This is a genomic window from Cupriavidus malaysiensis (genome assembly GCF_001854325.1).
Taxonomy (GTDB): Bacteria; Pseudomonadota; Gammaproteobacteria; order Burkholderiales; family Burkholderiaceae; genus Cupriavidus; species Cupriavidus malaysiensis.
Window position 1 is genome coordinate 3,528,076 of the sequence record NZ_CP017754.1, and the last position, 22,620, is coordinate 3,550,695.

Here is a 22,620-nt window from a genome sequence, read left to right on the forward strand (position 1 = left end):
GCCGGCGCCGCTCGCGCGGCCGGCCGATCGGAGGTCGACAGACGGGAATTGTGACAGAACTGCGGTGACAGGACCGCGAAGCGGAACCGCCGCCCGCCTCCGCCGCGCGTCGGCAGGCAAGGAAGGTGAGAGGCGGTTGGAACGGTGCCGCGCCGGACCGGACCGCGGCAGGCAAGAAGCGGGAGGGGAAAAGACCCGCTCCGGCGCGCGCGGCACCGGAGGCGGTGCGCCGCTCAGCGCTGGCGCTTCTGCGTCTCGGGCAGCAGTTGCGAGTCGTCGCCCAGCGAGGACTCGATGCGGCGGATCTCGCCCTGCAGCTTGTCGAGCTGGATGCGCGCCGCGCGGCTCTGGATCTCGGCCGCCTGCGCATCGTTCTGCGAAGTCTTCTGGTCATCGACCATGCGCTTGCGCTGGGCCTGCATGGTGCGCAGGTCGCCCTGCAGGACATCGGCCTGCGCCTGGGCATCCTGGATGGCGCGGTCGTACTGGCGCTGCAAGGTCGTCAGCACCTGCCGGCGGATCCCCTCGGCCGCCATCGCTTCGGCCTGCTTGTTGGCCTTCTGGTACGCGGCCTCGGCTGGCGCCAGCGCGGTGAAACGCAGCACCCGCCAGATCTTGTTCTGGTACAGCTGGCCCACGTAGCAGACCAGTTGCTCGTTGGCGAGCAACAGCGTGGTGCCGTATTCGCCGTTGACCGCCGAGCGCAGCTCCGTGACCGAGCCCTGCTGCAGGCGCTGCTGCAATTCCCCCATCAGGCCGGACGCCGTGACGTCGGCGACCGGCTTCCTGCCCGCGGCATCGTCCGGCTGCGCCGCGGCGCCCTTGGCGATGGCGGCGGAGCCGAACAGCGAGAGTTGGATCGCGACGATGCCGGCGAGAAGCCGGGTACGGCACAGGCTGTCGTACATGCTGTATCTGGTGGTGGGCAGTTTGCTGGGAACGCAGCCGGTCGGCTGCGGCACGGCCTCTTCGGCGCGGCAGCGGCGACGAATCTTAACAAGATTGTGCCAAGGCAGGGAGGTTTCCCCCCTCTTCACCTCAGGCTCGGCTCCGTCCAACAGGCCTTACGGCTGTCCCCGGGGCAAGCTTGAGACACCACAACCCCCACTAAAGAGGGGGATCAGACAACAATGCCCGCCACAGTTCAAGCTTCTGCGCGAAGCTGCGCGCGGCGTGGGCCGGGCTCGACGAGGGCAGCAGCACGGTCTGGTAGCCGGCCGCGGCGAACTGGGGGGCGAAGCGGCCGGAGGTGCCGCCGTTGAAACCGACACGCCGCAGCGACGGCGCGAGCGCGCGCAGGCGTGCGAAATCATTGGCCTGCGGCTGGCGGATGCTGCTGTCCAGGCTGCCCGCGCGCACGCAGGCGCCGAGCACGTCCCAGACACCGATGCGGTGGGCCAGCAGGCACGCCAGGCGCTCGGCGTAGGGCAGTCCGGCCAGCGGCTCGCCGGTCAGCGCGCCCATCAGCGGCCAGAACTGGTTGCGCGGATGGGCATAGTACTGGCGCGCCGCCAGCGAAGCGGCCCCGGGGAAACTGCCCAGCACCACCACCCGCGTATGGCAATCGAGCACGGGCGGCAGGCCGACCTGCAGGCCGGCCTCGGCGGCGTCAGCCGCGACAGTGGCCCTGGCTGCCGCCACGCCGCTTCAGGCCAGCAAGCGATTGACGCGCTGCACGTAGGCGGCCGGGTCTTCCAGCATGCCGCCCTCGGCCAGCAGGGCCTGGTCGAACAGTACCTGCACGCGGTCGGTGAAGGCCTCACCCTCGGGCAGGTCGCGCAGCCGCTTGACCAGCGCGTGCTCGGGGTTCAGCTCCAGGATGGGCTGCACGTCCGGCGCCTTCTGCCCCGCCTGCTTGAGCAGGCGCTGCAGGTAGCCGCTCATCTCGCCCTCGTCCGACACCAGGCAGGAAGCCGAGTCGGTCAGGCGCAGCGTCACGCGCACGTCCTTGGCCTTGCCTTCGAGCGCGGTCTTGGCTCGCGCCACCACGTCCTTCCAGTCGCCTTCGGCCTTCTCCTGCTCGGCCTTCTCGCCGGCATCGGCCAGCGAGCCCAGGTCGAGGCCGCCGCGCGCCACCGAGACCAGTTCCTTGCCGTCGAACTCATGCAGGAAGGACAGCATCCATTCGTCGACGCGCTCGGTCAGCAGCAGCACCTCGATGCCCTTCTTGCGGAACACCTCGAGATGCGGACTCGACTTCGCCGCCAGCCAGGTGTCGGCGGTGACGTAGTAGATCTTGTCCTGGCCTTCCTTCATGCGCGCTACGTAAGCCGCCAGCGAGACGTTCTGCTCGGCATCGTCGTTGTGCGTGGAGGCGAAGCGCAGCAGCTTGGCGACGCGCTCCTGGTTGGCCTGGTCCTCGCCGACGCCCTCCTTCAGCACCTGGCCGAACTGCTGCCAGAAGCTGGCGTACTTGTCGCGTTCGGCCTGCTCTTCGCCGTCGGCCAGCGACTCGAGCACCGACAGCACGCGCTTGGTGCAGCCTTCGCGGATCGCCTTGACGTCGCGGCTCTCCTGCAGCAGCTCGCGCGAGACGTTCAGCGGCAGGTCGGCCGAATCCACTACGCCCTTGACGAAGCGCAGGTAGTTCGGCAGCAACTGCTCGGCCTCGTCCATGATGAAGACGCGCTTCACGTAGAGCTTGAGGCCGCCCTTGTGGTTGCGGTCCCACAGGTCGAACGGCGCGCGCGCGGGGATGTAGAGCAGCTGGGTGTATTCGCTGCGGCCTTCCACGCGGTTGTGGGTCCACGCCAGCGGCGCCTCGTTGTCATGGGCGATGTGCTGGTAGAAGGCGGTGTACTGCTCGTCGCTGATGTCCGACTTGGCGCGCGTCCACAGGGCGCTCGCCTGGTTCACGCTCTCCCACTCGTCGGTGCGCTGGTAGGTGCTGGCCTCGGCATCCCAGACCTCCTTGGGCATGCGGATCGGCAGCGAGATATGGTCCGAGTACTTGCGGATGATCTCCTTGATCTTCCAGGCCGACAGGAAATCGTCCTCGCCCTCGCGCAGGTGCAGCGTGATGGTAGTGCCGCGCGCGGCGCGCTCGACGGCATCCACGGTGAACTCGCCGTCGCCGCGGCTCTCCCAGCGTACCGCCTCGCCGGCGGGCAGGCCGGCACGGCGCGTCTCCACGGTGACCTTGTCGGCCACGATGAAGGCCGAGTAGAAGCCCACGCCGAACTGGCCGATCAGCGCGGCGTCCTTCTGCTGGTCGCCGGAGAGCTGCTGGAAGAATTCCTTGGTGCCCGAGCGGGCGATGGTGCCGAGGTTGCGGATCGCCTCGTCGCGGCTCATGCCGATGCCGTTGTCGGTGAGCTTGAGCGTGCGCGCGGCGCTGTCCACCTCGATGCGGATGGCCAGGTCGGCATCGTTCTCCAGCAGGGCGGGATTCGCGATCGCCTCGAAGCGCAGCTTGTCGGAGGCGTCGGAAGCATTGGAGACCAGCTCGCGCAGGAAGATTTCCTTGTTGCTGTACAGCGAGTGGATCATCAGGTGCAGCAGTTGCTTCACTTCCGCCTGGAAGCTCATCGTTTCGTGCGGTGCGGTCATGGTTCTCCTCTTGGAAATCTCGTCATCCCGGCAAGGCGCCGGGGCTGTGGCATGCGGAACGGCGGGAAAGCGCCTGGCGCGCCGCCGCCGCGCGCCTGCACGGCGGGCACGGCAGCGGCGCCCGTGACCCGACAGATAGGGCCGGACCGGCGGTTTTCAAGCCCGGCCCGCGCGGCTTCGGCGCCGCCCCAGGCTAACGCTCGAGCTGGCGCGCCAGGAAGCGCAGCATGCCCGGATCGGCGCTGCTGGCCACATTGAAGCGCATCCAGCCCGAAGGCAGTTGCGACGGTGAGAACAGGCTGCCGGGCGCGAACAGGAAACCCTCTTCGTGCCCCGCCGTGGCGATCGCATTGGTATCGCGCCCGGTGTCGGCCCACAGGTACATGCCGGCCTGCTGGCCGGGAAACAGCTTCAGGCCGAGGTTCTCCAGGGTGCGCCGGGTATCGTCGCGGGCACGGTCCAGGCGCGTGCGCACGCGCTCGACGTGCTTGCGGTAGTGCCCTTCGGTCAGCACCTTATAGAGCGCGCGCTCGTTGATCTCCGGCGAGGTCAGGCCGGCCAGCAGCTTGCTGTCGGTCAGCGCGGCGACCAGCTCCGGGTGCGCCGCGATGAAGCCCACGCGCAGGTTGGGCGCCAGCGTCTTGGAGAAGCTGCCCAGGTAGATCACCCGGCGCAGCTGGTCGAGGCTGGCCAGCCGCGTGGCGCTCTGGCCCGGCGGCAGCAGGTCGCAGTAGATATCGTCCTCGACGATGAGGAAGTCGTACTGCTCGGCCAGGCGCAGCAGCTGGAAGGCCGTGGCCGGCGACAGCGAGGTGCCGGTGGGGTTGTGCACCACCGAGTTGATCACGAACAGGCGCGGCCGGTGCGCCTGCACGATGCGCTCCAGCGCCTGCAGGTCCGGGCCCTCCGGCGTGTAGGGCACGCCGATGACCTGGGCACCCTGGGCGGCGAAGCGGCCGAACATCACGAACCAGGCGGGATCGCCGACCAGCACCGCGTCGTCGGGCTGCAGGTAGAGCCTGGCGATCAGGTCGAGGGCCTGGGTGATGCCGGAGGTCAGCACGATCTGCTCCGGCGCGGCGCCGATCTCCAGTTCGGCCAGCCGCGTGCGCAGTTGCTGGCGCAGCGGCAGGAAGCCCTGGGGCGAGCCGCTGGCGAGGAAATGGCTGCCGGGCTGCCGCCCCAGCGCGCGCAGGGCGCTGGCGATCAGTTCGCCATCCAGCCAGTCGTTGGGCAGGAAGCCCAGTCCCGGCGCCTTGTGGCTCTCGACCGTGTGGAACATGCTGCGCAGCAGCCAGGTCACGTCGATATGGCGTGCCCGCGCGGGCACCGCCGCCGCCGGCACCTGCGGGGCGGCCGGTTCGCGTACGTAGAAGCCGGAGCCGCGCCGCGATTCCAGGTAACCCAGCGCCACCAGGCGCTCGTAGGCCTCGACCACGGTGAAGCGCGAGATGCCCTTGTCCTGGGCCAGCTGGCGGATCGACGGCATGCGCATGCCGGCGCGGAAGACCCGCTCATCGATGCGCATGCGGGCCCACTCGGTCAGTTGCTCCACCAGCGTCATCTGCGCCGACGGCACCGGGTCGGGCAGGCGGTCGACGCGCGGCACCACCAGCCGCGGCCGCGCCGCCGGCATGCCTTGCGCGCCGCTTCCGCTATCCTTCGGTAACTGGGCCACAGCCTGCTCGCCTTCCATGTCCGCTCCCGCAACTGTACTGAACACGAACAGAGTAACTGTCTAGGTACTGTACTGACAACCTTCTCTACTATCGAAGCCAGATGACACTCGCCCTGGACCATCTCGTGATCGCCGCGCCCGACCTCCACAGCGGAGCGCAATACGTGGCCGACCATCTCGGCGTGGTGCCTCAGCCGGGTGGCAGCCACCCCGGCATGGGCACCCACAACCGACTGCTGGGCCTGTACGGCGACTGCTACCTGGAAGTGATCGCGCCGGATCCGGCTGCGCCCGCCCCCGGGCGGCCGCGCTGGTTCGCGCTCGACAGCGAGACCGTGCGCGCGCGCCTGGCCGGCGGCCCCTTCCTGCTGCACTGGGTGGCGCGCGTGGAGCGCCCGGTCGACCTGGAGCGGTGGCAGGCGCAGTACCCCGGCCGCATCGCCCCGGTGATGCCCATGACGCGCGCGCACCTGCGCTGGCGCATCGCGGTGCCGGACGACGGCGGCCTGCCAGCCTGGCATGGGGAGTCCGGCCCGGCCGGCGACGGCATCCTGCCCACCCTGATCCAGTGGGACAGCGCCGAGCGGCCCGGCATCGCGCTGCCGCGCCAGGACCTGGCATTGCGTGCGCTGCGCGGCCGCCATCCGCGCGCGGCGCTGCTGCAGCAGGGGCTGGACTGGCTCGGGGCGGGCAGCCTGGTGACGCTGGAGCAGAGCGAGGGCGAAGTGGAATTGAGCGCGGAGATCGAGACGCCGCAGGGCGTGCGCACACTGCGCTGAGGCCGGCGGGCCAGGCACCACGACCCGCCAGGACGGTAGAAGACTGAGACAGACGACAGGACGGACCAGCAGGAGACCCCAAGCCATGAGCGCCACCCGCAAGCGATTCGATGACGATGCCTACCTGCAGCAATGCGAGGCCACGGTGGTGGCCGTGCACGCGGAGGGCATCGAACTCGACGAGACGGTCTGCTACGCGCGCAGCGGCGGCCAGGCCGGCGACACCGGCACGCTGACACGGCCCGACGGCAGCGTGGTGGCAGTGGCCGACACCGTCTACAGCGCCGACCGCAGCCGTATCCTGCACGTGCCGGCGCCCGGTGCCGTCCTGCCGCAGCCGGGCGAGCGTGTCACGGTACGCATCGACTGGGAACGCCGCCACCGCCTGATGCGCCTGCACACCTGCCTGCACCTGCTGGGTGCCCTGATCCCGGTGCCGGTGACGGGTTGCGGCATCTCGCCCGACAGCGCCCGCATCGACTTCGACCTGCCCGAGTCCACGCTCGACAAGGCCGATCTCGGCGCCCGCCTGAATGACCTGATCGCGGCCGACACCGCGCTGGCCATCGAGAAGATCACGCCGCAGCAGCTGGCCGCCCAGCCGGAGCTGGTGCGCACGGCCGGCGCTGCGCCGCCGGCCGGCAGCGATTTCATCCGCATCGTCAGCATCCCCGGCGTGGACCGCCAGCCCTGCGGCGGCACCCATGTGGCGCGCACCGGCGAGATCGGCCCCGTGCTGATCAGCAAGATCGAGAAGAAGAGCCGCAGCAATCGCCGCGTGGTGGTGCAGTTCGCGCCGGCGGGCGCCGCCTGAGGCCGCAGCCATGCCGACCGACCTGCTCGCCGGGCTGAGCGCCACGCAGTTCCTTGCGCTGCTGTCACTGATGACGCTGGGCTCCTTCACGCCCGGCCCCAACACCACCATCGCCGCCGTCAGCGGCGCCAATTTCGGCCTGCGCGCAACGCTGCCGCACTGCGCCGGAGTCGCGCTCGGCTTCGCCAGCATCCTGGCGCTGTGCGCGGCCGGCGTGGGCGCGCTGGTGCTCGGCCATCCGCTCGCCGCCGGCCTGCTGCATGCCGGCGGCGTGGCCTACCTGCTGTGGCTGGCGTGGAAGCTGGCGCGCAGCACCGTGCTGGCCGAGCGCCAGGTCCTGCGCCCGCTGCGGCTGTGGCAGTCCGCCGCGCTGCAGTACGCCAATATCAAGGCCTGGATGCTGGCGCTGGCCACCGCCGCCTCCTATATGGCCGGCGCCCCCGCACCCTGGCAGCGCGGCCTGCTGATGTGCGCCGTGTTCGCCATGTTCGGCTTCGTCAGCAACGGCGTCTATGGCGTGCTCGGCGCCTCGCTGCGGCACTGGCTGGCCGCCGGGCAGCGCGTGCGCTGGTTCAATCGCACCATGGGCCTGGCGCTCGGCCTGACCGCGCTGTGGATCGCCGCCGCCAGCCGTCCCGCATGAACCGGCCAGACGCCGTGAACGCAACCCCGGCCGCCACGCCGCCCGCCGCGCGCCGCTCCCGCGCCAGCGGGAGGAGCTTGATGCACCGCCGCAACTGCCGCAACCGCCACGGCGCGGCAGCGGCAAAAGCCTTCGCGAGCGCCACAGGCCGGCTACAATGGTCGCTACCATTCCTGACGCCGCACGGCCCGGCCGCGCTGCCGCATCCGGCACGCGGCGCAGGCCACGGTGCCGGCGCCGCGACGGCCATCGCCGCAGCGGCGGCGCCTGGCCGGCGCGCCGCTGCGCGCGCGCCAGCCCCGCAGGAAGCATCCCCCCGAACTCCCTTGACACACGCACTGACTGGAGACCGTATGTCCGTCTACGATACCCTCGCCCGCCTCGGCATCGAACTGCCCACCGCCAACGCCCCGGCCGCCGCCTACGTGATGGCTGCCCAGACCGGCAACACCGTCTTCGTCTCCGGCCACATCGCACGCAAGGATGGCAAGCCCTGGGCCGGCAAGCTGGGCAAGGACCTGGGCACCGAGGACGGCAAGGCCGCCGCGCGCGCCATCGCCATCGACCTGCTGGCCACGCTGCACGCCCACCTGGGCGACCTGAACCGCGTCACGCGCGTGGTCAAGGTGATGAGCCTGGTCAATTCGACTCCGGAATTCACCGAGCAGCACCTGGTGACCAACGGCGCCTCGGAATTCTTCGTCGAGATCTTCGGCGATGCCGGCAAGCACGCCCGCAGCGCCTTCGGCGTGGCGCAGATCCCGATGGGCGCCTGCGTCGAGATCGAGATGATCGTCGAGGTGAAGTAAGCCGACGCGGCCCGCTGCCACAACCTGAGCACCACGCCATGCGTATCGACAACCTGCCGTTCGGCACCACCGACTGGTCGACCATCGAACCGACCCTCCACCCAGGCGAACACGGCGAGGCCCGCTGGCGCACGCGCCAGTTCGGCGACATCCGCGTACGCATGGTGGAGTATTCCGCCGGCTATCTCGCCGACCACTGGTGCAAGAAGGGCCATATCCTGTTTGTCCTGGAAGGCGAACTGCACACCGAGCTCGAGGACGGCAGGACCTTCGTGCTGGGCGCCGGCACCAGCTACCAGGTCGCCGACCAGGCGGAAGCGCACCGTTCGTCCACACCGGGCGGCGCGCGCTTGTTTATCGTTGACTGAGCCGGTCCGCCGGCTCCCCCAAAACCACAAGAGACCATCATGAACTGGGCCATCTCCCGCCGGGCACAACAGCTCACCAGCTCGGCCATCCGCGAAATCCTCAAAGTCACCGAGCGTCCGGAGGTCATCTCCTTCGCCGGTGGCCTGCCCTCGCCTGCCACCTTCCCGGTAGCGGAGATGGAAGCGGCAGTGGCCCGGGTCTTCGCCGACAACCCCCAGGCGGCGCTGCAGTACGCCGCCACCGAAGGCTACCTGCCGCTGCGCGAGTTCGTCGCCAAGCGCTACCAGGTCGACGTGGAACGCGTGCTGATCACCACCGGCTCGCAGCAGGCGCTAGACCTGATCGCCAAGGTCATGATCGACCCGGGCAGCCCGGTGCTGGTCGAGACGCCCAGCTACCTCGGCGCGCTGCAGGCCTTCTCGCTGTTCGAACCGGAATTCGTCTCGGTGCCGACCGACGACCAGGGCCTGCTCCCCGAGAGCCTGACGGCCGAACTGACCGCCGGCGCGCGTTTTCTCTACGCCCTGCCCAACTTCCAGAACCCGACCGGCCGCCGCCTGCCGCTGGAACGCCGCCAGGCCCTGGTGGCGCGCGCCAGGGGACTGGGCCTGCTGCTGGTCGAGGACGATCCCTACGGCGAGCTGAGCTACGCCGGCAGCCAGCTGCCTTCGCTGCTGTCGATGAACCCGGACGGCGTGATCTACATGGGTTCCTTCTCCAAGATCCTGGCGCCGGGCATGCGCCTGGGCTTCGTGATCGCCCCGCCGGAACTGCACTTCAAGCTGTGCCAGGCCAAGCAGGCCTCCGACCTGCACACGCCGAGCTTCACCCAGCGCATCGCCTACGAGACCATCCGCGACGGCCTGCTCGAGCGCCATATCCCGACCATCCGCGAACTCTACGGCAAGCAGTGCCGCTTCATGCTGGACTCGCTGGCCCGCCACATGCCCGAGGGCGTGCGCTGGAACGCGCCGGAAGGCGGCATGTTCATCTGGGTGGAGCTGCCCGAGGGCCTGGACAGCATGGCCCTGCTGGAACAGGCGGTACAGCGCAACGTGGCCTACGTGCCGGGCGCGCCGTTCTACGCCAGCAACCCGCGCCGCAACACGCTGCGCCTGGCCTTCGTGACGGTCTCGCCGGAGCGGATCGAACAGGGCGTGGCCATCCTGGGCGAGCTGTTCCGCCAGGCCATCGACGCGGCCGCGCCGCAAGCCAAGGCCGCCTGAGCCCCCGGCCGGCGCCGTCGGGGGCGCCGGCGCAAGCCAACCGGAGAACGAACCGATGCTGCGAATCTGGGGACGCCTGTCGTCGATCAACGTGCAGAAGGTGGTCTGGTGCGCGCGCGAACTGCACCTCGACCACGAACGCGTCGACATCGGCGTGGCGCGGGGCGACCTCGACACCGAGGCCTATGTGCGGCTGAATCCCAACCGCAAGATCCCGGTGATCGAGGATTTCCGCGGCACCGACGTCGGCGGCGAGCCCTTCGTGCTGTGGGAATCCAATGCCATCGTGCGCTACCTGTGCGCCCGCTACGGCGAAGACAGCCTGTGGCCGGCCGATGTGAAGGCGCGCGCCTCGGCCGATCGCTGGATGGACTGGCAGGCCACGGCCTTCAGCCCGGCCATGGTCAACGCCTTCCTGCACCTGGTGCGGCGTCCGCCCGCCGAGCGTGACGAGGCCGTGATCGCCGCCTCCTGCGCGGCCACCGAGCCGCTCGCGGCCCTGCTCGACGAGGCGCTGGCGGAACGCGAATTCATCGGCGGCACGCGCTTCACCATGGCAGACATCCCGCTGGCCTGCGCCGCTCACCGCTGGATGGGCCTGCCGGCCACGCACACGCCGCGCCCCAACCTGGAGCGCTGGCTGGCAGCCATGCGGGCCAGGCCGGCCGCTTCCGGCATCCTCGAGCTGCCGCTGCGCTGAGCCCCGGCGGCGCTGCCGCCGGCGCGCCGCCTTCCTCCTTTCCTCCTCCCGGTTTCCCCCTCCCCGCGCCCGCGTCGCCGGGGCATTTCCTGGAACGCCTGTTTCGGGTACGCTGCGCGGGACGCAGCATCGACGCGTCCCCCCAGGCAAACCCTGATCCCTGAATCCGGCTCACGGCCACCGTGACCGGATTTAAGCCGGCAGCGCGCAAGGCCGTTTGTACAATCGGGCACTTTGTCCGCTGCCCGGCGATCCTGCGTGCCGGGCCACCAGAAGAAAACGGGCGGCCGGCCTGCACAGCGGAGCATGGCTGCCGCCAGCCAAGAGGAGGAATCGATCGTGTGGAGTCAAGTCTATGACCCCCTGGGCAATATGGCGCTGTCGACCATTGCCGCCGGGGTTCCGGTCGCGGTGCTGCTGGCCGCGCTCGCCTTCTTTCACCTGCAGGCCCACCTGGCCGCCGGCCTCGCACTGGTGGTCGGCATCGTGGTCGCCTCGGCGGTGTTCGGCATGCCGGCTGCAATGGCCGGCAAGGCGGCCGGGCTCGGCATCGTGTCCGGCCTGTTCCCGATCGGCTGGATCGTGCTGAACATCATCTTCCTGCACCGGCTGACGACCATCAACGGCTCGTTCAAGGTCCTGCAGAACTCGATCTCCGGCATCACCGAGGACCGCCGCCTGCAGCTGCTGCTGGTGGCCTTCAGCTTCGGCGCCTTCTTCGAGGGCGCAGCCGGCTTCGGCACGCCGGTGGCGGTGACCGGCGCCATCCTGATCGGCCTGGGCTTCTCGCCGCTGGCCGCCTCCGGCCTGGCCCTGATCGCCAACACGGCGCCGGTGGCCTACGGCGCGCTGGGCGCGCCCATCATCGGCCTGGCCTCGGTGACGGGCCTCGACCTGTTGCAACTGTCCGCCATGATCGGCCGCCAGCTCCCCTTCTTCTCGGTGCTGGTGCCGTTCTGGCTGATCTGGGCCTTTGCCGGCTTCCGCGGCATGCTGGCGATCTGGCCGGCCATCCTGGTGGCGGGCGTCAGCTTCGCCATCCCGCAGTTCCTGGTCTCCAACTTCCACGGCCCGTGGCTGGTCGACGTCATCGCCGCCCTGGTGTCGATGGGCTCGCTGACGCTCTTCCTCAAGGTGTGGAAGCCCCGGGAGATCTGGACCTCGACCAAGATCCTCGGCCGCCAGGACGACTCCAAGGTCGACCATCCCGAGGCAGTCGCCGCCGAGGCGCGCGCCGGCGCAGCGGCGGCCGGCATCTCGGTGGTCAAGGCCTGGATGCCATGGGTCATCCTGACCGTGTTCGTCTTCATCTGGGGCGTGCCCGAGTTCAAGAAGATGATGGATGGCCTGTGGCAATGGAAGTTCGCCATCCCGGGCCTGGACAAGGCCGTGCAGAAGATGCCGCCGGTGGTGGCCAAGCCGACCGCGGAAGGCGCCGTGTTCGCCTTCAACGTGCTGTCCATGGCCGGCACCGGCATCCTGGCCTCGGCCGTGCTGGGCGGGCTGCTGATGGGCTACTCGGTGCCGCGCCTGTTCAAGGAGTACTTCGAGACCATCAAGCTGGTGCGCTATTCGCTGCTGACCATCTGCGCCATGTTCGGCATCGGCTACCTGACCCGCTACTCGGGCCTGGACGCCACGCTGGGACTGGCCTTCGCCCACACCGGCGTGCTCTACCCGCTGTTCGGCACCCTGCTGGGCTGGCTCGGCGTGGCGCTGACCGGCTCGGACACCGCCTCCAACGTGCTGTTCGGCGGCCTGCAGAAGACCACCGCCGAGCAGCTCGGCCTGTCGCCGGTGCTGATGGCGGCGGCCAACAGCTCGGGCGGCGTGATGGGCAAGATGATCGATGCCCAGTCCATCGTGGTGGCCTCCACCGCGACCAAGTGGTACGGCCACGAGGGCGATATCCTGCGCTATGTGTTCTTCCACTCGATCGCGCTGGCGATCCTGGTAGGTCTCTTCATCACGCTGCAGGCCTACGTGCATCCGTTCACGCAGTTGGTGATCCACTGACGGCGCTGTACGGCGCGGCGCGGTTCAACCTCTCCGCCGGATGCAAGAAGCCCCGCCTGCGCAGGCGGGGCTTTTTTTCGCGCCATCGGCCGGCGCCGGGACAGGCTTACTTCAGGCGGCGGCCGAGGGTTTCAGGCACCATCGCCAGCCCCAGCAAGGAGACCAGGCCGCAACCGATCACGTAGAAGGCGGGCGCGTTCGGGTTGCCGGTCAGGTGGATCAACTCGGTGGAGAAGAACTGGGCAAAACCGCCGAAGATGGCGATCGCCACGCAGTAGGCGATCGACAGGCCGGTGGCGCGCAGGCGCTGCGGCAGCACCTCGCTGACCAGCACCATCGAGGCCGGCGAGCTCATCGACATCGGCACCGAGAGGCAGCCGACCACCACCAGCAGGCGCGCCAGGCTCGGCTCGGCATTGATCAGGGCGAATGCCGGGTAGATGCCCACCAGCAGTGCGACGCGCGACCACAGCACCACCGGACGGCGGCCCAGGCGATCGCACAGCCAGCCGGCGAACGGCGACAGCAGCACCTGCACCACGGACGCCACGCAACCCGCCCAGATGCCCAGCGAGAGCGGCATGTGCAGCTGGCTGACGGCATAGTTGCTGAGGTAGTACACGACGATGTAGGTCGACGAGGCCACGCCGATCATCAGCAGGATGCTGGCGGCCAGTGCCCGCCGGTGCGCCAGCAGCAATGCCAGTCCCGGGACTTCCTCGCCGTGCTCGCCGGCCGGCGCGGTTTCCTCCAGGCGGCGCCGGATCAGCAGACCCACCGGGATCACCAGGATGCCGATGACGAAGGCCACGCGCCAGCCCCAGGACTCCAGTGCCGCCGGCTCGAGCAGGTTGCTCAGCGCCAGTCCGACCAGGGCGCCGAACAGCGCCGCCAGCCCCTGGCTGAATGGCTGCCAGCTCGTGTAGTAGCCGCGCGAGCGTTCGTCCGCATACTCCAGCAGCAGGGCGGTGGAAGCGCCCATCTCGCCGCCGATGGCGAAGCCCTGCACCAGGCGTGCCAGCAGGATCATCAGCGGCGCGGCCATGCCGATCTGGGCATAGGTCGGCGTCACCACGAAGATCACCGAACTCAGGCCCATCAGCCACAGCGTCAGCGCTACCGCGGGCTTGCGCCCGACGCGGTCGGCATAGATGCCGATCAGCAGGCCGCCGAGCGGGCGCATCAGGAAGCCGACGCCGAAGGTGGCGAAGGACAGCAGCAGCTGGCCGGTCGGATCGGCCACGGGAAAGTAGAGGCGCCCGATCAGCGTGGCGAAGAAGCTGTAGACGACGAAATCGTAGAACTCCAGGCCGTTGCCGATGGTGATGGCAGCGATGGCATGGACCTTGGACAGCGGCGGGCTGGCCACGCCGGCGCCGGTTTCGGCCGGCGGGCTGGACATGGTGCGTTCGATGGACATGGATGGCATCCCGGTAGGTAGAAAAAAGGGGCGCTGCCCGAGCGTGCGGGCGCGGGGTGAAGGCCGCGGGCCGCTCACGGCACGCGGCGGAGCGCTATCGGCGCGGCGGCGCGACAGGCAGGCCGGAGTACGCGCGAGCGCCCTCCGGCCGGATCAATGGATCCTGCATCGGTGTATCTCCTTGGGGTCTTGCCGGCCCGCCGCCGGGGCGGGCCGCCGCAGCCCGGCAGGCAGCCGGGCGCCTGCCTAGAGGCTGGGCAGCAGGCCGTCCGGCATCAGTCCGTTCAGGCAGGCGCTGCCAAGCAAGCCGCTGGCCGCCTCGATATCGGGCGCGAAGAAGCGGTCTTCCTGGTAATACGGCACCTTGGCGCGCAGCAGCGCGCGGGCCTCTTCCAGCCGGGGGGAACTCTTCAGGCCCTCGCGGAAATCCAGGCCCTGGCAGGCGCCGAGCCATTCCACCGCGAGGATGCCGCGCACGTTGTCGGCCATGGCCCACAGGCGCTTGCCGGCATTGGGCGCCATCGACACGTGGTCTTCCTGGTTGGCCGAGGTCGGCAGGCTGTCGACGCTGGCCGGATGCGCCAGCGCCTTGTTGTCGCTGGCCAGCGCGGCGGCTGTGACCTGGGCGATCATGAAGCCGGAATTGACGCCGCCGTTGGCCACCAGGAAGGGCGGCAGCTGCGACATGTGCATGTCCATCATCAGCGAGATGCGCCGCTCCGACAGCGCGCCGGTCTCGGCCAGCGCCAGCGCGATGTTGTCAGCGGCCATCGCCACCGGCTCGGCGTGGAAGTTGCCGCCCGAGATCACGTCGCCCTGCTCGGCGAACACCAGCGGATTGTCGGAGACCGCGTTGGCCTCGATCTCCAGGACCTCGGCGGCCTGGCGCAACTGCGTCAGGCAGGCGCCCATCACCTGCGGCTGGCAGCGCAGCGAGTACGGATCCTGCACCTTGTCGCACTGTGCATGCGAGCGCGCCAGCTCGCTGGTCTCGGTCAGCAGTGAGCGATAGGCGGCGGCGGCGTCGATCTGGCCGCGCTGGCCGCGCACGGCATGGATGCGCGCATCGAAGGGCGCGCGCGAAGCCAGCATGGCCTCCACGCTCAGCGCGCCGCACACGGTGGCGGCGGCATACAGGTCCTCGGCCTCGAACAGGCCGCGCAGTGCATAGGCGGTGGAGACCTGGGTGCCGTTAAGCAGGGCCAGCCCCTCCTTGGCGGCCAGGGTCAGCGGCTGCAGGCCGGCCACGGCCAGCGCCTCGCGGGCCGGCAGCCATTCGCCGCGGTGGCGCGCGCGGCTCTCGCCCAGCAGCACCAGCGACATGTGCGCCAGCGGCGCCAGGTCGCCCGAGGCGCCGACCGAGCCCTTGAGCGGGATATGCGGATAGACCTCGGCATTGACCAGGGAGATCAGGGCTTCGATCACTTCGCGGCGGATGCCCGAGAAGCCACGTGCGAGGCTGTTGATCTTCAACAGCAGGATCAGCCGCACCATGGCGTCGTCGAGCGCCTCGCCCACGCCGGCCGCATGCGACAGGACCAGCGAGCGCTGCAGTTTTTCCAGGTCTTCGGGCGCGATGCGGGTCTGCGCCAGCAGGCCGAAGCCGGTGTTGATACCGTACGCGGTGCGGCCGGCGGCCAGGATGCCCTGCACGCAGGCCACGCTGGCATCGATGGCGGCGCCGGCTTCCGCGTCGAGGCGGATCTGCAGCGGGGCCAGGTAGGCCTGGCGCAGTTGGGCCAGGCGTAGCGTGCCGGGCTTCAGGTTCAGTGATGGCATGTCAGGGGCTCCCATTCTCCCGGCGCGGCTCGCGCCCCGGTACGTGTATAGTCCTGTATATACAGCTTGCGATAAATTAGGGGAAGCCCGGGGGTCTGCGCGACGGCGCACCATGCGGGGAGGCGCCGGCGCCGCATCGGCCGCCGCGTCGACTATGTGTGCAGGCGCCGCAAGGCGCCTGCGTCACCCGCACGCTCGACGATGCGCTCGACGATGCGCTCGACGATGCGGTCGACGATTGGCCGGCCAGCCGGCTAGGCGCGGCAGACCGACACCCCGCCCTCCGCCAGCAGCAGGCTGCCGGTGGTGAAGCTGGATGCATCGGACACCAGGTACAGCGCCGAGCGGGCGATCTCCTCCGGCATGGCCAGCCGCTTCAACGCATGCAGGTTCGCCACCGCGGCCCGCGCCGCCTCGCTGTCGGCCACCGTCCGCCCCATCTCGGTATCGGTGCCGCCGGGCAGCAGCGCATTGGCGCGCAGGCCCTGCGCGCCGTACTCGGCGGCCAGCGTCCTGACCAGCCCGAGCAGGCCCGCCTTGCTGGCCGCATAGGCGGCCATGCCGGGGAATCCGACGGTATGGCCGACGAAGGACGAGGTGAACACCAGGGCCCCGCCCCGCCCTCCCGCGAGGATGGCCGGGATCTGGTGGCGCGCGCCGTAGAAGGCGCTGTCCAGGTTTGTGGCGATCACGTCCTGCCACTCGCCTGCCGTGAGCTCGGTGACGGGTTTCAGGCTGCCGAGCGTGCCCGCGTTGTTGAAACCGATATCGAGGCCCCCGAAGCGCTCCAGCGCCATGGCCACGGCAGCCTGCGCGCACGCCTCCTGCCGCACGTCGCCGGCGACCCAGGCGGCCTCTCCGCCGGCCGCCTCGATTTCCCCGGCCAGTTGCCTCAGCCCGGCCTCCCTGCGCGCCACCGCGACCACGCGCGCGCCCTGCGCGGCGAACAGCCGCGCCGCCGCACGGCCGATGCCGGCGCTGGCCCCGGTGACGATCGCCACCTTGCCTTCCAGTTGTTGTTGCACGTCAGCTCCTTGTCAGTGCCGGCCGGATGCGCGCAGCCGTGCCGGCGTCGATCGAGTCGGCATGCTAGGCGGCCGGGCCACCCGGCCGCACCCCGTTTCTTGCTTCGCGTGGCAGCGGCAACGGCAGGCAGTTCAGCGAACAATTCGATACATTGCGGGCAAGGCATGCGTGCGAGAATCGAGTTTTCCCATCGCCACGGTGCGGCCCGGCACGCGCCGGACCCCGGCGCTGCGCCCGCCCTCCGGCAGTACGGCCGCCACGCCACAGGCAGCGCGCCACCCGCCCCGACACCGTGTCCACAGTCGGGGCCGCCACCCGGCACCGGGCCAAGCCAGGATCCCCTATGCTGATACGTCGCCTGGAAAGACTGATCGATCCCTTCCGCGCCATGCCCGACCAGCGCCCCCCGGGCGAGGTCTGGCGCTTCTACCTGTACTTCCTGCGCGAAGTGCGCGGCGTGTTCGCGCTGCTGCTGGCGGTGGGGCTGGCCGGCGCGCTGATCGAGGTGGCACTGTTCGACTTCCTCGGCCGCCTGGTCGACATGGCCAGGGAGGGCCCCGGGCCGGACTTCTTCGCGCGCCACCGCACCGAGCTGCTGTGGATGGCCGTGGTTTCCCTGCTGCTGCGCCCGCTCTTCTTCGGCCTGCACGACATACTGGTACACCAGGTGGTCAACCCCAGCCTGTCCAACCTGGTGCGCTGGCAGAACCACCGCTACGTGCTGCGCCAGAGCCTGTCCTTCTTCCAGAACGACTTCGCCGGCCGCATCGCCCAGCGCATCATGCAGACCGGCTTCTCGCTGCGCGACTCCGCCGTGCAGGCGGTGGATGCCATCTGGCACGTGCTGATCTACGCCGCCGGAGCGCTGGTGCTGTTCGCCAGCGCCGACTGGCGCCTGATGGTGCCGCTGGTGCTGTGGATCGCCGGCTATGTGGCGGCGCTGGCCTGGTTCGTGCCGCGCGTGAAGGCGCGCTCGGTGGCGGCGACCGCGGCGCGCTCGCGCCTGATGGGCCGCATCGTCGACGGCTACACCAATATCGCCACGCTCAAGCTGTTCGCGCACAGCCGGCACGAGGAAGCCTATGCGCGCGAGGCAATGGCAGACCAGGTCGACAAGACCCGGCTGGCCGGCCGCATGGTCAGCGCCATGGACACTACCGTCACCGCCATGAACGGTGCGCTGATCGCCGGTACCACCGGCCTCGCGCTGTGGCTGTGGAACGAGGGCAGCATCACCGTCGGCACCATCGCGCTGACTACCGGCCTGGTGATCCGCATCAACAATATGTCGGGCTGGATCATGTGGGTCGTCAATGGCATCTTCGAGAACGTGGGCCAGGTGCAGGACGGCATGCAGACCATCTCGGCACCCCGCCAGGTGCTCGACCGGCCCGGCGCGCCGCCGTTGCAGGTGCCGCGCGGCGAGGTCCGCTTCGAGCAGGTCCGCTTCCACTACGGCAAGGGCGGCGGCGTGATCGACGAGCTGGACCTGACCGTGCGCCCGGGCGAGAAGATCGGCCTGGTCGGCCCGTCGGGCGCCGGCAAGTCGACGCTGGTCAACCTGCTGCTGCGCCTCTACGACGTGGAGGGTGGACGCATCCTGGTGGACGGCCAGGACGTCGCCACGGTGGCGCAGGAAAGCCTGCGCGCCCAGGTCGGCGTGGTCACGCAGGACACCTCGCTGCTGCACCGTTCGATCCGCGACAACCTGCTGTACGGCCGGCCCGGAGCCAGCGAGGAGGAACTGGTGCGCGCGGTGCGCCTGGCGCATGCCGACCAGTTCATCCCGCAACTGGTCGACGGCCACGGCCGCAGCGGCATGGATGCGCTGGTGGGCGAGCGCGGCGTCAAGCTGTCGGGCGGCCAGCGCCAGCGCATCGCCATCGCGCGCGTGCTGCTGAAGGACGCGCCCATCCTGATCCTGGACGAGGCTACCTCGGCACTCGACTCCGAAGTGGAGGCGGCCATCCAGGAAAGCCTGGAGACCCTGATGCGCGGCAAGACCGTGATCGCCATCGCCCACCGGCTTTCCACCATCGCCCGCATGGACCGGCTGGTGGTGCTGGACCGGGGCCGTATCGTCGAGAGCGGCACCCATGCCGAGCTGCTGGCGCGCGACGGGCTCTACGCCCGCCTGTGGGCACACCAGACCGGCGGCTTCGTCGGCGTCGAATGAGCGTGCCGCGCCGCGCGCCGGCCCGGCCGGCCGCGCTCAGTCGGCTGCAGCCTGCTCGCGGAAGGCCAGCAAGGCGGCGAAGCTGACCGCCGAACAGCCCAGCATGTACCAGGCCGGTGCCATCGGATCGCCGCTCAGCTTGAGCAGCCAGGTGACGATGAACTGCGCGAAGCCGCCGAACAGCGTCACGCCGCTGGCGTAGACGATGGCCAGGCCGGTGGCGCGCACCTTGCGCGGGAAGGACTCCATGATCAGCAGGAAGCCCGCCGGGCTGCTGGTCGACAGCAGCGCCACCAGCCCCACCACCACCGCCAGCACGGTGGCCAGCGAAGGCTGGCCCTGCACCGCGGAGAAGGCCGGCCATACCACCAGCAGGGACAGGAGGCTGACCGCCAGCAGCAGCGGCTTGCGGCGCGGCAGGCGGTCGGCCAGCCAGCCCGCCAGCGGCGACAGCACCAGCAGCGTGGCACCGGCGGCGCAGCCCGCCAGCAGCGAGGTCGCCGGCGGCATGTGGGCCATCTTGACCAGGTAGGACGGCATGTAGAACACCACCACGTACATGCTGGCGGTGCCCCCCAGGATCAGCAGCGTGCCGAGCAGCAGCGCGCGGCCGTGCCCGCGCAGCACCTCGGCGAAGGCGCTGCGCTCGCGCGCGTGGTCGCTGTGGGTCTCGTCGAGGTGGCGCCGGATGTAGAAGCCCACCGGGCCGATCATCAGCCCCAGCAGGAAGGGCACGCGCCAGCCCCAGGACTCGAGAGCCTCAGGTGCCAGGCCGCGCGTCAGCAAGGCGCCGCACAGCGCGCCGGCCAGCGCCGAAGCGCCCTGCCCCGCCATCTGCCAGCTCACCATGAAGCCGCGGTTGGCGCGCGTGCCCGACTCCATCAGGAAGCTGGTCGCCGCGCCGACCTCGCCGCCGGCCGAGAAGCCCTGCAGCAGGCGGCCCGCCACGATCAGCAGCGGTGCCGCGATGCCGATCTGGGCGTAGGTGGGGGCCAGGCCGATGATGGCCGTGCCCAGTGCCATCAGGCCGATGGTCAGCGTCAGCGCCGGCTTGCGCCCGGCGCGATCAGCATAGTTGCCGATCACCACGCTGCCGAGCGGCCGCATCACGAAGCCGATGCCGAAGGTGGCCAGCGACAGCAGCAGCGAACCATACTCGCCCTCCACCGGGAAGAACAGCTTGCCGATCAGCACCGCGAAGAAGCTGAACACGGTGAAGTCGAACCATTCCAGCGCATTGCCCAGCGAAGCCGCCACCACGGCGCGCCGTTGCATGGCTCGCTGCGACGCCGGCCGCGCTGCCGCGCCCTGCGCCTTGCCGGCCCCGATCGCGGCCGCCTCCAGACCTTCCTGCATGATTGTCTCCTTCTCTTTGCCTGTCGTTCTTGTCGTTGTCCGTCCGCGCCGGCTGGCGCCGCTCAGGCGCCGGCCACCAGGTAGCGCTCGGTCAGCCGCGCCCACAGCGAAGCGCCCAGCGCCAGCGCCTCGTCATTGAAGTCGTAGCCGGGGTTGTGCACCATGCAGCCGCCATGCGAACCGGTACCGTTGCCCAGCACCACGTAGCAGCCCGGCACGCGCTCCAGCATCCAGGAGAAGTCCTCGCTGCCCATCATGCCCTTGGGCGGCTCGACGATCCGTTCCGCCCCCACCAGTTCCTCGATCACGCTGCGCGCGAAGCGGGTCTGCTCGGGCGCGTTCATCAGCACGCGTGAGATGTGCTGGTAATCGATCTGCGCCGCCACGCCGAAGCTCTTGGCCTGCAGCTCCACCACCTCGCGCAGGCGCTGCTCCAGCGTATCGCGCACCTCGCGGTCCTGCGCGCGCACCGTCAGCAGGATCTGCGCGCTGTCGGGGATCACGTTGTGGGCCTTGCCGGCATGCAGCGCGCCGACGCTGATCACGCCCGCCTCGGTGGCCGGGATATTGCGCGCCACGATGGTCTGCAGCGCCATCACGATGGCCGCCGCCGCCACGATGGGGTCGCGCCCGAAGCTCGGCATGGCGCCGTGCGTGCCCTTGCCGGTCAGCGTCACCGTGACCGAATCGGAGGAGGCCGCCATCACGCCTTCGCGCAGCACGAAGTGGCCGACCGGCACGCCGGGACCGTTGTGCAGCGCGTAGACGGCGTCGCAGGGAAAGCGCTCGAACAGGCCGTCTTCCATCATGCGGGGGGCGCCGCCCAGGCCTTCCTCGGCCGGCTGGAAGATCAGGTTGAGGGTGCCATCGAAGCGGCGCGTGCGCGCCAGGTAGTGCGCGGCCGCCAGCAGGATGGCGGTGTGGCCGTCGTGGCCGCAGGCGTGCATCTTGCCCGGCACGGCGCTGGCGTACGGCAGGCCGGTGGTCTCCTGGATCGGCAGCGCATCCATGTCGGCGCGGATGCCGAGCCGGCGCGTGCCGCTGCCCACCTTGAGCTGGCCCACCACGCCGGTGCCGCCGATGCCTTCGGTCACGTCATAGCCCCACTCCCGCAGCTTGGCGGCCACCAGCTTGCTGGTGCGCTCTTCCTCGAAGCCCAGTTCCGGATGGGCGTGGATCTGGCGGCGGATCGCGACGAAATCCGCCTGGCTGGCATGGATCTCGGGAATAATGGCGGGCTGGGTCGACATGCGGATTACCTCGATGGGAACGGATCCGCCATCCTAGGATGCCAGCCGCGGCCTGACTAAGCACAAATATTGATAGCCATAACTCCCGGTTATCCGGGCTTTCCCTAGCCCCTATGAAGCACCACCATCTGCGCGCGCTGGTCGCCATCGCCGACGAAGGCAGCATCAATGCGGCGGCGCGCGCGCTGTGCGTCAGCCAGCCGGCCATCACCAAGGCCATGCGCGAGCTCGAGGCCGACGCCGGCGTGGCGCTGCTGGCGCGCAATTCCTGGGGGGTGACGCTGACCGCGGAAGGCCAGCGGCTGCTGGCGCGGGCGCGCCTGATCGTCAGCGAGCTGGAGCGCGCCGAGCAGGACCTGGCAGGGCTGCGCGGCGCGCGCGAAGGGCGGCTGCAGATCGGCGTGACGCCGCTGGCCGGACTGGCCGTGATGCCGCAGGCGTTCACCCGCTTCCGCCGCGCGATGCCCGAGGTGGCGGTCGATTTCCTCGAGTTCGACCATGCGCGGCTGCTGGAGAACCTGCGCAACGGCCGGCTCGACTTCGCCCTGGCCGCCTTCCAGGCCACGCCCGACGAAGCCTTCGTCACCTGCACCGAACTGTTCGTCTTTCCCACCACCTTCGCCATCCGCCGCACCAGTCCGCTGGCGGGCTGCACCTCGCTGGCGGCATTGCAGGATGCGGAATGGCTGCACGCCGATGCCGGCGACGACTACCCGCGCTACCTGGCGGACCTGTTCGCACGCCACGGCCTGGCACCGCCGCGGCGCGTCACCCGCTGCACTTCGAACCTGCTGTTCTCCACCCTGCTGCTGGAAACCGATGCGGTGGTGCCGCTGTCGCGCGCCACCCTGCAGGCCAGCGTGACCAGTGCCCGCCTGCAGGCGCTGGCGCTGCCGGAGAACCCGCCCGACCTGCACCTGGCGCTGCTGGTGCGCGAGGGTGCCATTCCCACCGGTCCGGCCGACTACTTCCTGCACTGCATCCGCGCCTCGGCCGCCCAGGGCGCCGAGGCCAGCTGAGCCCCGCCCGC

At 70.0% G+C, this 22,620-nt stretch carries 19 protein-coding genes; 10 read left to right on the forward strand and 9 right to left on the reverse strand.

The features are described 5' to 3' along the window. Nucleotides 1-233: 233 nt before the first annotated feature. The 4 genes from BKK80_RS15960 to BKK80_RS15975 form a co-directional block, all read right to left on the reverse strand. Nucleotides 234-908 (reverse strand): DUF2968 domain-containing protein, encoded by a 675-nt coding sequence (locus tag BKK80_RS15960; protein WP_071014429.1) that lies wholly within the window; start codon nucleotides 906-908, stop codon nucleotides 234-236. 199 nt (nucleotides 909-1,107) lie between these two features. Beyond that, the gene (locus BKK80_RS15965; protein ID WP_071014431.1) at nucleotides 1,108-1,641 is read right to left on the reverse strand and encodes a DNA-deoxyinosine glycosylase; all 534 of its coding nucleotides are present in this window, start codon (nucleotides 1,639-1,641) and stop codon (nucleotides 1,108-1,110) included. Between the two features lie 6 nt (nucleotides 1,642-1,647). Further along, complete coding sequence (htpG, locus tag BKK80_RS15970; protein ID WP_071070179.1) at nucleotides 1,648-3,549, reverse strand: molecular chaperone HtpG; 1,902 nt, start codon at nucleotides 3,547-3,549, stop codon at nucleotides 1,648-1,650. 193 nt (nucleotides 3,550-3,742) lie between these two features. After that, the gene (locus BKK80_RS15975) at nucleotides 3,743-5,245 is read right to left on the reverse strand and encodes an aminotransferase-like domain-containing protein (protein ID WP_071014436.1); all 1,503 of its coding nucleotides are present in this window, start codon (nucleotides 5,243-5,245) and stop codon (nucleotides 3,743-3,745) included. Nucleotides 5,246-5,328: 83 nt separating this feature from the next. Between BKK80_RS15975 and BKK80_RS15980 the strand changes: the two genes are divergently transcribed. The 8 genes from BKK80_RS15980 to BKK80_RS16015 all read left to right on the forward strand — a co-directional run bounded on the left by BKK80_RS15980 (nucleotide 5,329) and on the right by BKK80_RS16015 (nucleotide 12,583). Further along, nucleotides 5,329-6,006 carry a VOC family protein gene (locus tag BKK80_RS15980; protein WP_071014439.1) on the forward strand — a complete coding sequence of 226 codons (678 nt, stop codon included), beginning with the start codon at nucleotides 5,329-5,331 and terminating at the stop codon, nucleotides 6,004-6,006. Between the two features lie 85 nt (nucleotides 6,007-6,091). After that, nucleotides 6,092-6,820, forward strand: coding sequence for an alanyl-tRNA editing protein (locus BKK80_RS15985; protein ID WP_071014442.1), 729 nt, complete (start codon nucleotides 6,092-6,094; stop codon nucleotides 6,818-6,820). A 10-nt stretch (nucleotides 6,821-6,830) separates the two neighbouring features. Continuing rightward, the gene (locus tag BKK80_RS15990) at nucleotides 6,831-7,463 is read left to right on the forward strand and encodes a LysE family translocator (RefSeq protein WP_071014444.1); all 633 of its coding nucleotides are present in this window, start codon (nucleotides 6,831-6,833) and stop codon (nucleotides 7,461-7,463) included. Nucleotides 7,464-7,816: 353 nt separating this feature from the next. Beyond that, entirely contained in the window at nucleotides 7,817-8,272 is a 456-nt protein-coding gene (locus tag BKK80_RS15995; RefSeq protein ID WP_071014447.1) for a RidA family protein, read from the forward strand. Between the two features lie 38 nt (nucleotides 8,273-8,310). Continuing rightward, on the forward strand, nucleotides 8,311-8,640 hold the full coding sequence (locus BKK80_RS16000; protein WP_071014449.1) for a DHCW motif cupin fold protein: 330 nt from the start codon (nucleotides 8,311-8,313) through the stop codon (nucleotides 8,638-8,640). 39 nt (nucleotides 8,641-8,679) lie between these two features. Then, nucleotides 8,680-9,867 carry an aminotransferase-like domain-containing protein gene (locus BKK80_RS16005; protein WP_071070181.1) on the forward strand — a complete coding sequence of 396 codons (1,188 nt, stop codon included), beginning with the start codon at nucleotides 8,680-8,682 and terminating at the stop codon, nucleotides 9,865-9,867. 55 nt (nucleotides 9,868-9,922) lie between these two features. After that, complete coding sequence (locus BKK80_RS16010; RefSeq protein ID WP_071014459.1) at nucleotides 9,923-10,567, forward strand: glutathione S-transferase family protein; 645 nt, start codon at nucleotides 9,923-9,925, stop codon at nucleotides 10,565-10,567. Between the two features lie 339 nt (nucleotides 10,568-10,906). Then, nucleotides 10,907-12,583, forward strand: coding sequence for an L-lactate permease (locus tag BKK80_RS16015; protein ID WP_071016512.1), 1,677 nt, complete (start codon nucleotides 10,907-10,909; stop codon nucleotides 12,581-12,583). Nucleotides 12,584-12,689: 106 nt separating this feature from the next. Here BKK80_RS16015 and BKK80_RS16020 read toward each other — a convergent pair whose 3' ends face one another. The 3 genes from BKK80_RS16020 to BKK80_RS16030 all read right to left on the reverse strand — a co-directional run bounded on the left by BKK80_RS16020 (nucleotide 12,690) and on the right by BKK80_RS16030 (nucleotide 16,807). Next, on the reverse strand, nucleotides 12,690-14,003 hold the full coding sequence (locus tag BKK80_RS16020; protein ID WP_071014461.1) for an MFS transporter: 1,314 nt from the start codon (nucleotides 14,001-14,003) through the stop codon (nucleotides 12,690-12,692). Between the two features lie 246 nt (nucleotides 14,004-14,249). Further along, nucleotides 14,250-15,782 carry a histidine ammonia-lyase gene (gene hutH / locus BKK80_RS16025; RefSeq protein WP_071014463.1) on the reverse strand — a complete coding sequence of 511 codons (1,533 nt, stop codon included), beginning with the start codon at nucleotides 15,780-15,782 and terminating at the stop codon, nucleotides 14,250-14,252. A gap of 254 nt (nucleotides 15,783-16,036) precedes the next feature. Then, the gene (locus BKK80_RS16030; protein WP_071014467.1) at nucleotides 16,037-16,807 is read right to left on the reverse strand and encodes an SDR family oxidoreductase; all 771 of its coding nucleotides are present in this window, start codon (nucleotides 16,805-16,807) and stop codon (nucleotides 16,037-16,039) included. Between the two features lie 344 nt (nucleotides 16,808-17,151). Here BKK80_RS16030 and BKK80_RS16035 point away from each other — a divergent pair, with 344 nt between their 5' ends. After that, the gene (locus BKK80_RS16035; RefSeq protein ID WP_071070183.1) at nucleotides 17,152-18,984 is read left to right on the forward strand and encodes an ABC transporter ATP-binding protein; all 1,833 of its coding nucleotides are present in this window, start codon (nucleotides 17,152-17,154) and stop codon (nucleotides 18,982-18,984) included. 36 nt (nucleotides 18,985-19,020) lie between these two features. Here BKK80_RS16035 and BKK80_RS16040 read toward each other — a convergent pair whose 3' ends face one another. Together BKK80_RS16040 and BKK80_RS16045 are read right to left on the reverse strand one after the other, a co-directional pair. Further along, nucleotides 19,021-20,340, reverse strand: a complete 1,320-nt coding sequence (locus BKK80_RS16040; protein ID WP_071038110.1) for an MFS transporter — start codon at nucleotides 20,338-20,340, stop codon at nucleotides 19,021-19,023. A 62-nt stretch (nucleotides 20,341-20,402) separates the two neighbouring features. Next, nucleotides 20,403-21,590, reverse strand: a complete 1,188-nt coding sequence (locus BKK80_RS16045) for a M20 aminoacylase family protein (RefSeq protein WP_071038109.1) — start codon at nucleotides 21,588-21,590, stop codon at nucleotides 20,403-20,405. A 113-nt stretch (nucleotides 21,591-21,703) separates the two neighbouring features. Here BKK80_RS16045 and BKK80_RS16050 point away from each other — a divergent pair, with 113 nt between their 5' ends. Next, nucleotides 21,704-22,609 carry a LysR substrate-binding domain-containing protein gene (locus BKK80_RS16050; protein ID WP_071014478.1) on the forward strand — a complete coding sequence of 302 codons (906 nt, stop codon included), beginning with the start codon at nucleotides 21,704-21,706 and terminating at the stop codon, nucleotides 22,607-22,609. Nucleotides 22,610-22,620 lie beyond the last annotated feature (11 nt).

Coding starts and splice junctions, on each gene's coding strand:
- BKK80_RS15960 (WP_071014429.1), bottom strand. CDS start 908: ATGTACGACAGCCTGTGCCGTACCCGGCTTCTCGCCGGCATCGTCGCG.
- htpG (WP_071070179.1), bottom strand. CDS start 3,549: ATGACCGCACCGCACGAAACGATGAGCTTCCAGGCGGAAGTGAAGCAA.
- BKK80_RS15975 (WP_071014436.1), bottom strand. CDS start 5,245: ATGGAAGGCGAGCAGGCTGTGGCCCAGTTACCGAAGGATAGCGGAAGC.
- BKK80_RS15980 (WP_071014439.1), top strand. CDS start 5,329: ATGACACTCGCCCTGGACCATCTCGTGATCGCCGCGCCCGACCTCCAC.
- BKK80_RS15985 (WP_071014442.1), top strand. CDS start 6,092: ATGAGCGCCACCCGCAAGCGATTCGATGACGATGCCTACCTGCAGCAA.
- BKK80_RS15990 (WP_071014444.1), top strand. CDS start 6,831: ATGCCGACCGACCTGCTCGCCGGGCTGAGCGCCACGCAGTTCCTTGCG.
- BKK80_RS15995 (WP_071014447.1), top strand. CDS start 7,817: ATGTCCGTCTACGATACCCTCGCCCGCCTCGGCATCGAACTGCCCACC.
- BKK80_RS16000 (WP_071014449.1), top strand. CDS start 8,311: ATGCGTATCGACAACCTGCCGTTCGGCACCACCGACTGGTCGACCATC.
- BKK80_RS16005 (WP_071070181.1), top strand. CDS start 8,680: ATGAACTGGGCCATCTCCCGCCGGGCACAACAGCTCACCAGCTCGGCC.
- BKK80_RS16010 (WP_071014459.1), top strand. CDS start 9,923: ATGCTGCGAATCTGGGGACGCCTGTCGTCGATCAACGTGCAGAAGGTG.
- BKK80_RS16020 (WP_071014461.1), bottom strand. CDS start 14,003: ATGTCCATCGAACGCACCATGTCCAGCCCGCCGGCCGAAACCGGCGCC.
- hutH (WP_071014463.1), bottom strand. CDS start 15,782: ATGCCATCACTGAACCTGAAGCCCGGCACGCTACGCCTGGCCCAACTG.
- BKK80_RS16035 (WP_071070183.1), top strand. CDS start 17,152: ATGCTGATACGTCGCCTGGAAAGACTGATCGATCCCTTCCGCGCCATG.
- BKK80_RS16040 (WP_071038110.1), bottom strand. CDS start 20,340: ATGCAGGAAGGTCTGGAGGCGGCCGCGATCGGGGCCGGCAAGGCGCAG.
- BKK80_RS16045 (WP_071038109.1), bottom strand. CDS start 21,590: ATGTCGACCCAGCCCGCCATTATTCCCGAGATCCATGCCAGCCAGGCG.
- BKK80_RS16050 (WP_071014478.1), top strand. CDS start 21,704: ATGAAGCACCACCATCTGCGCGCGCTGGTCGCCATCGCCGACGAAGGC.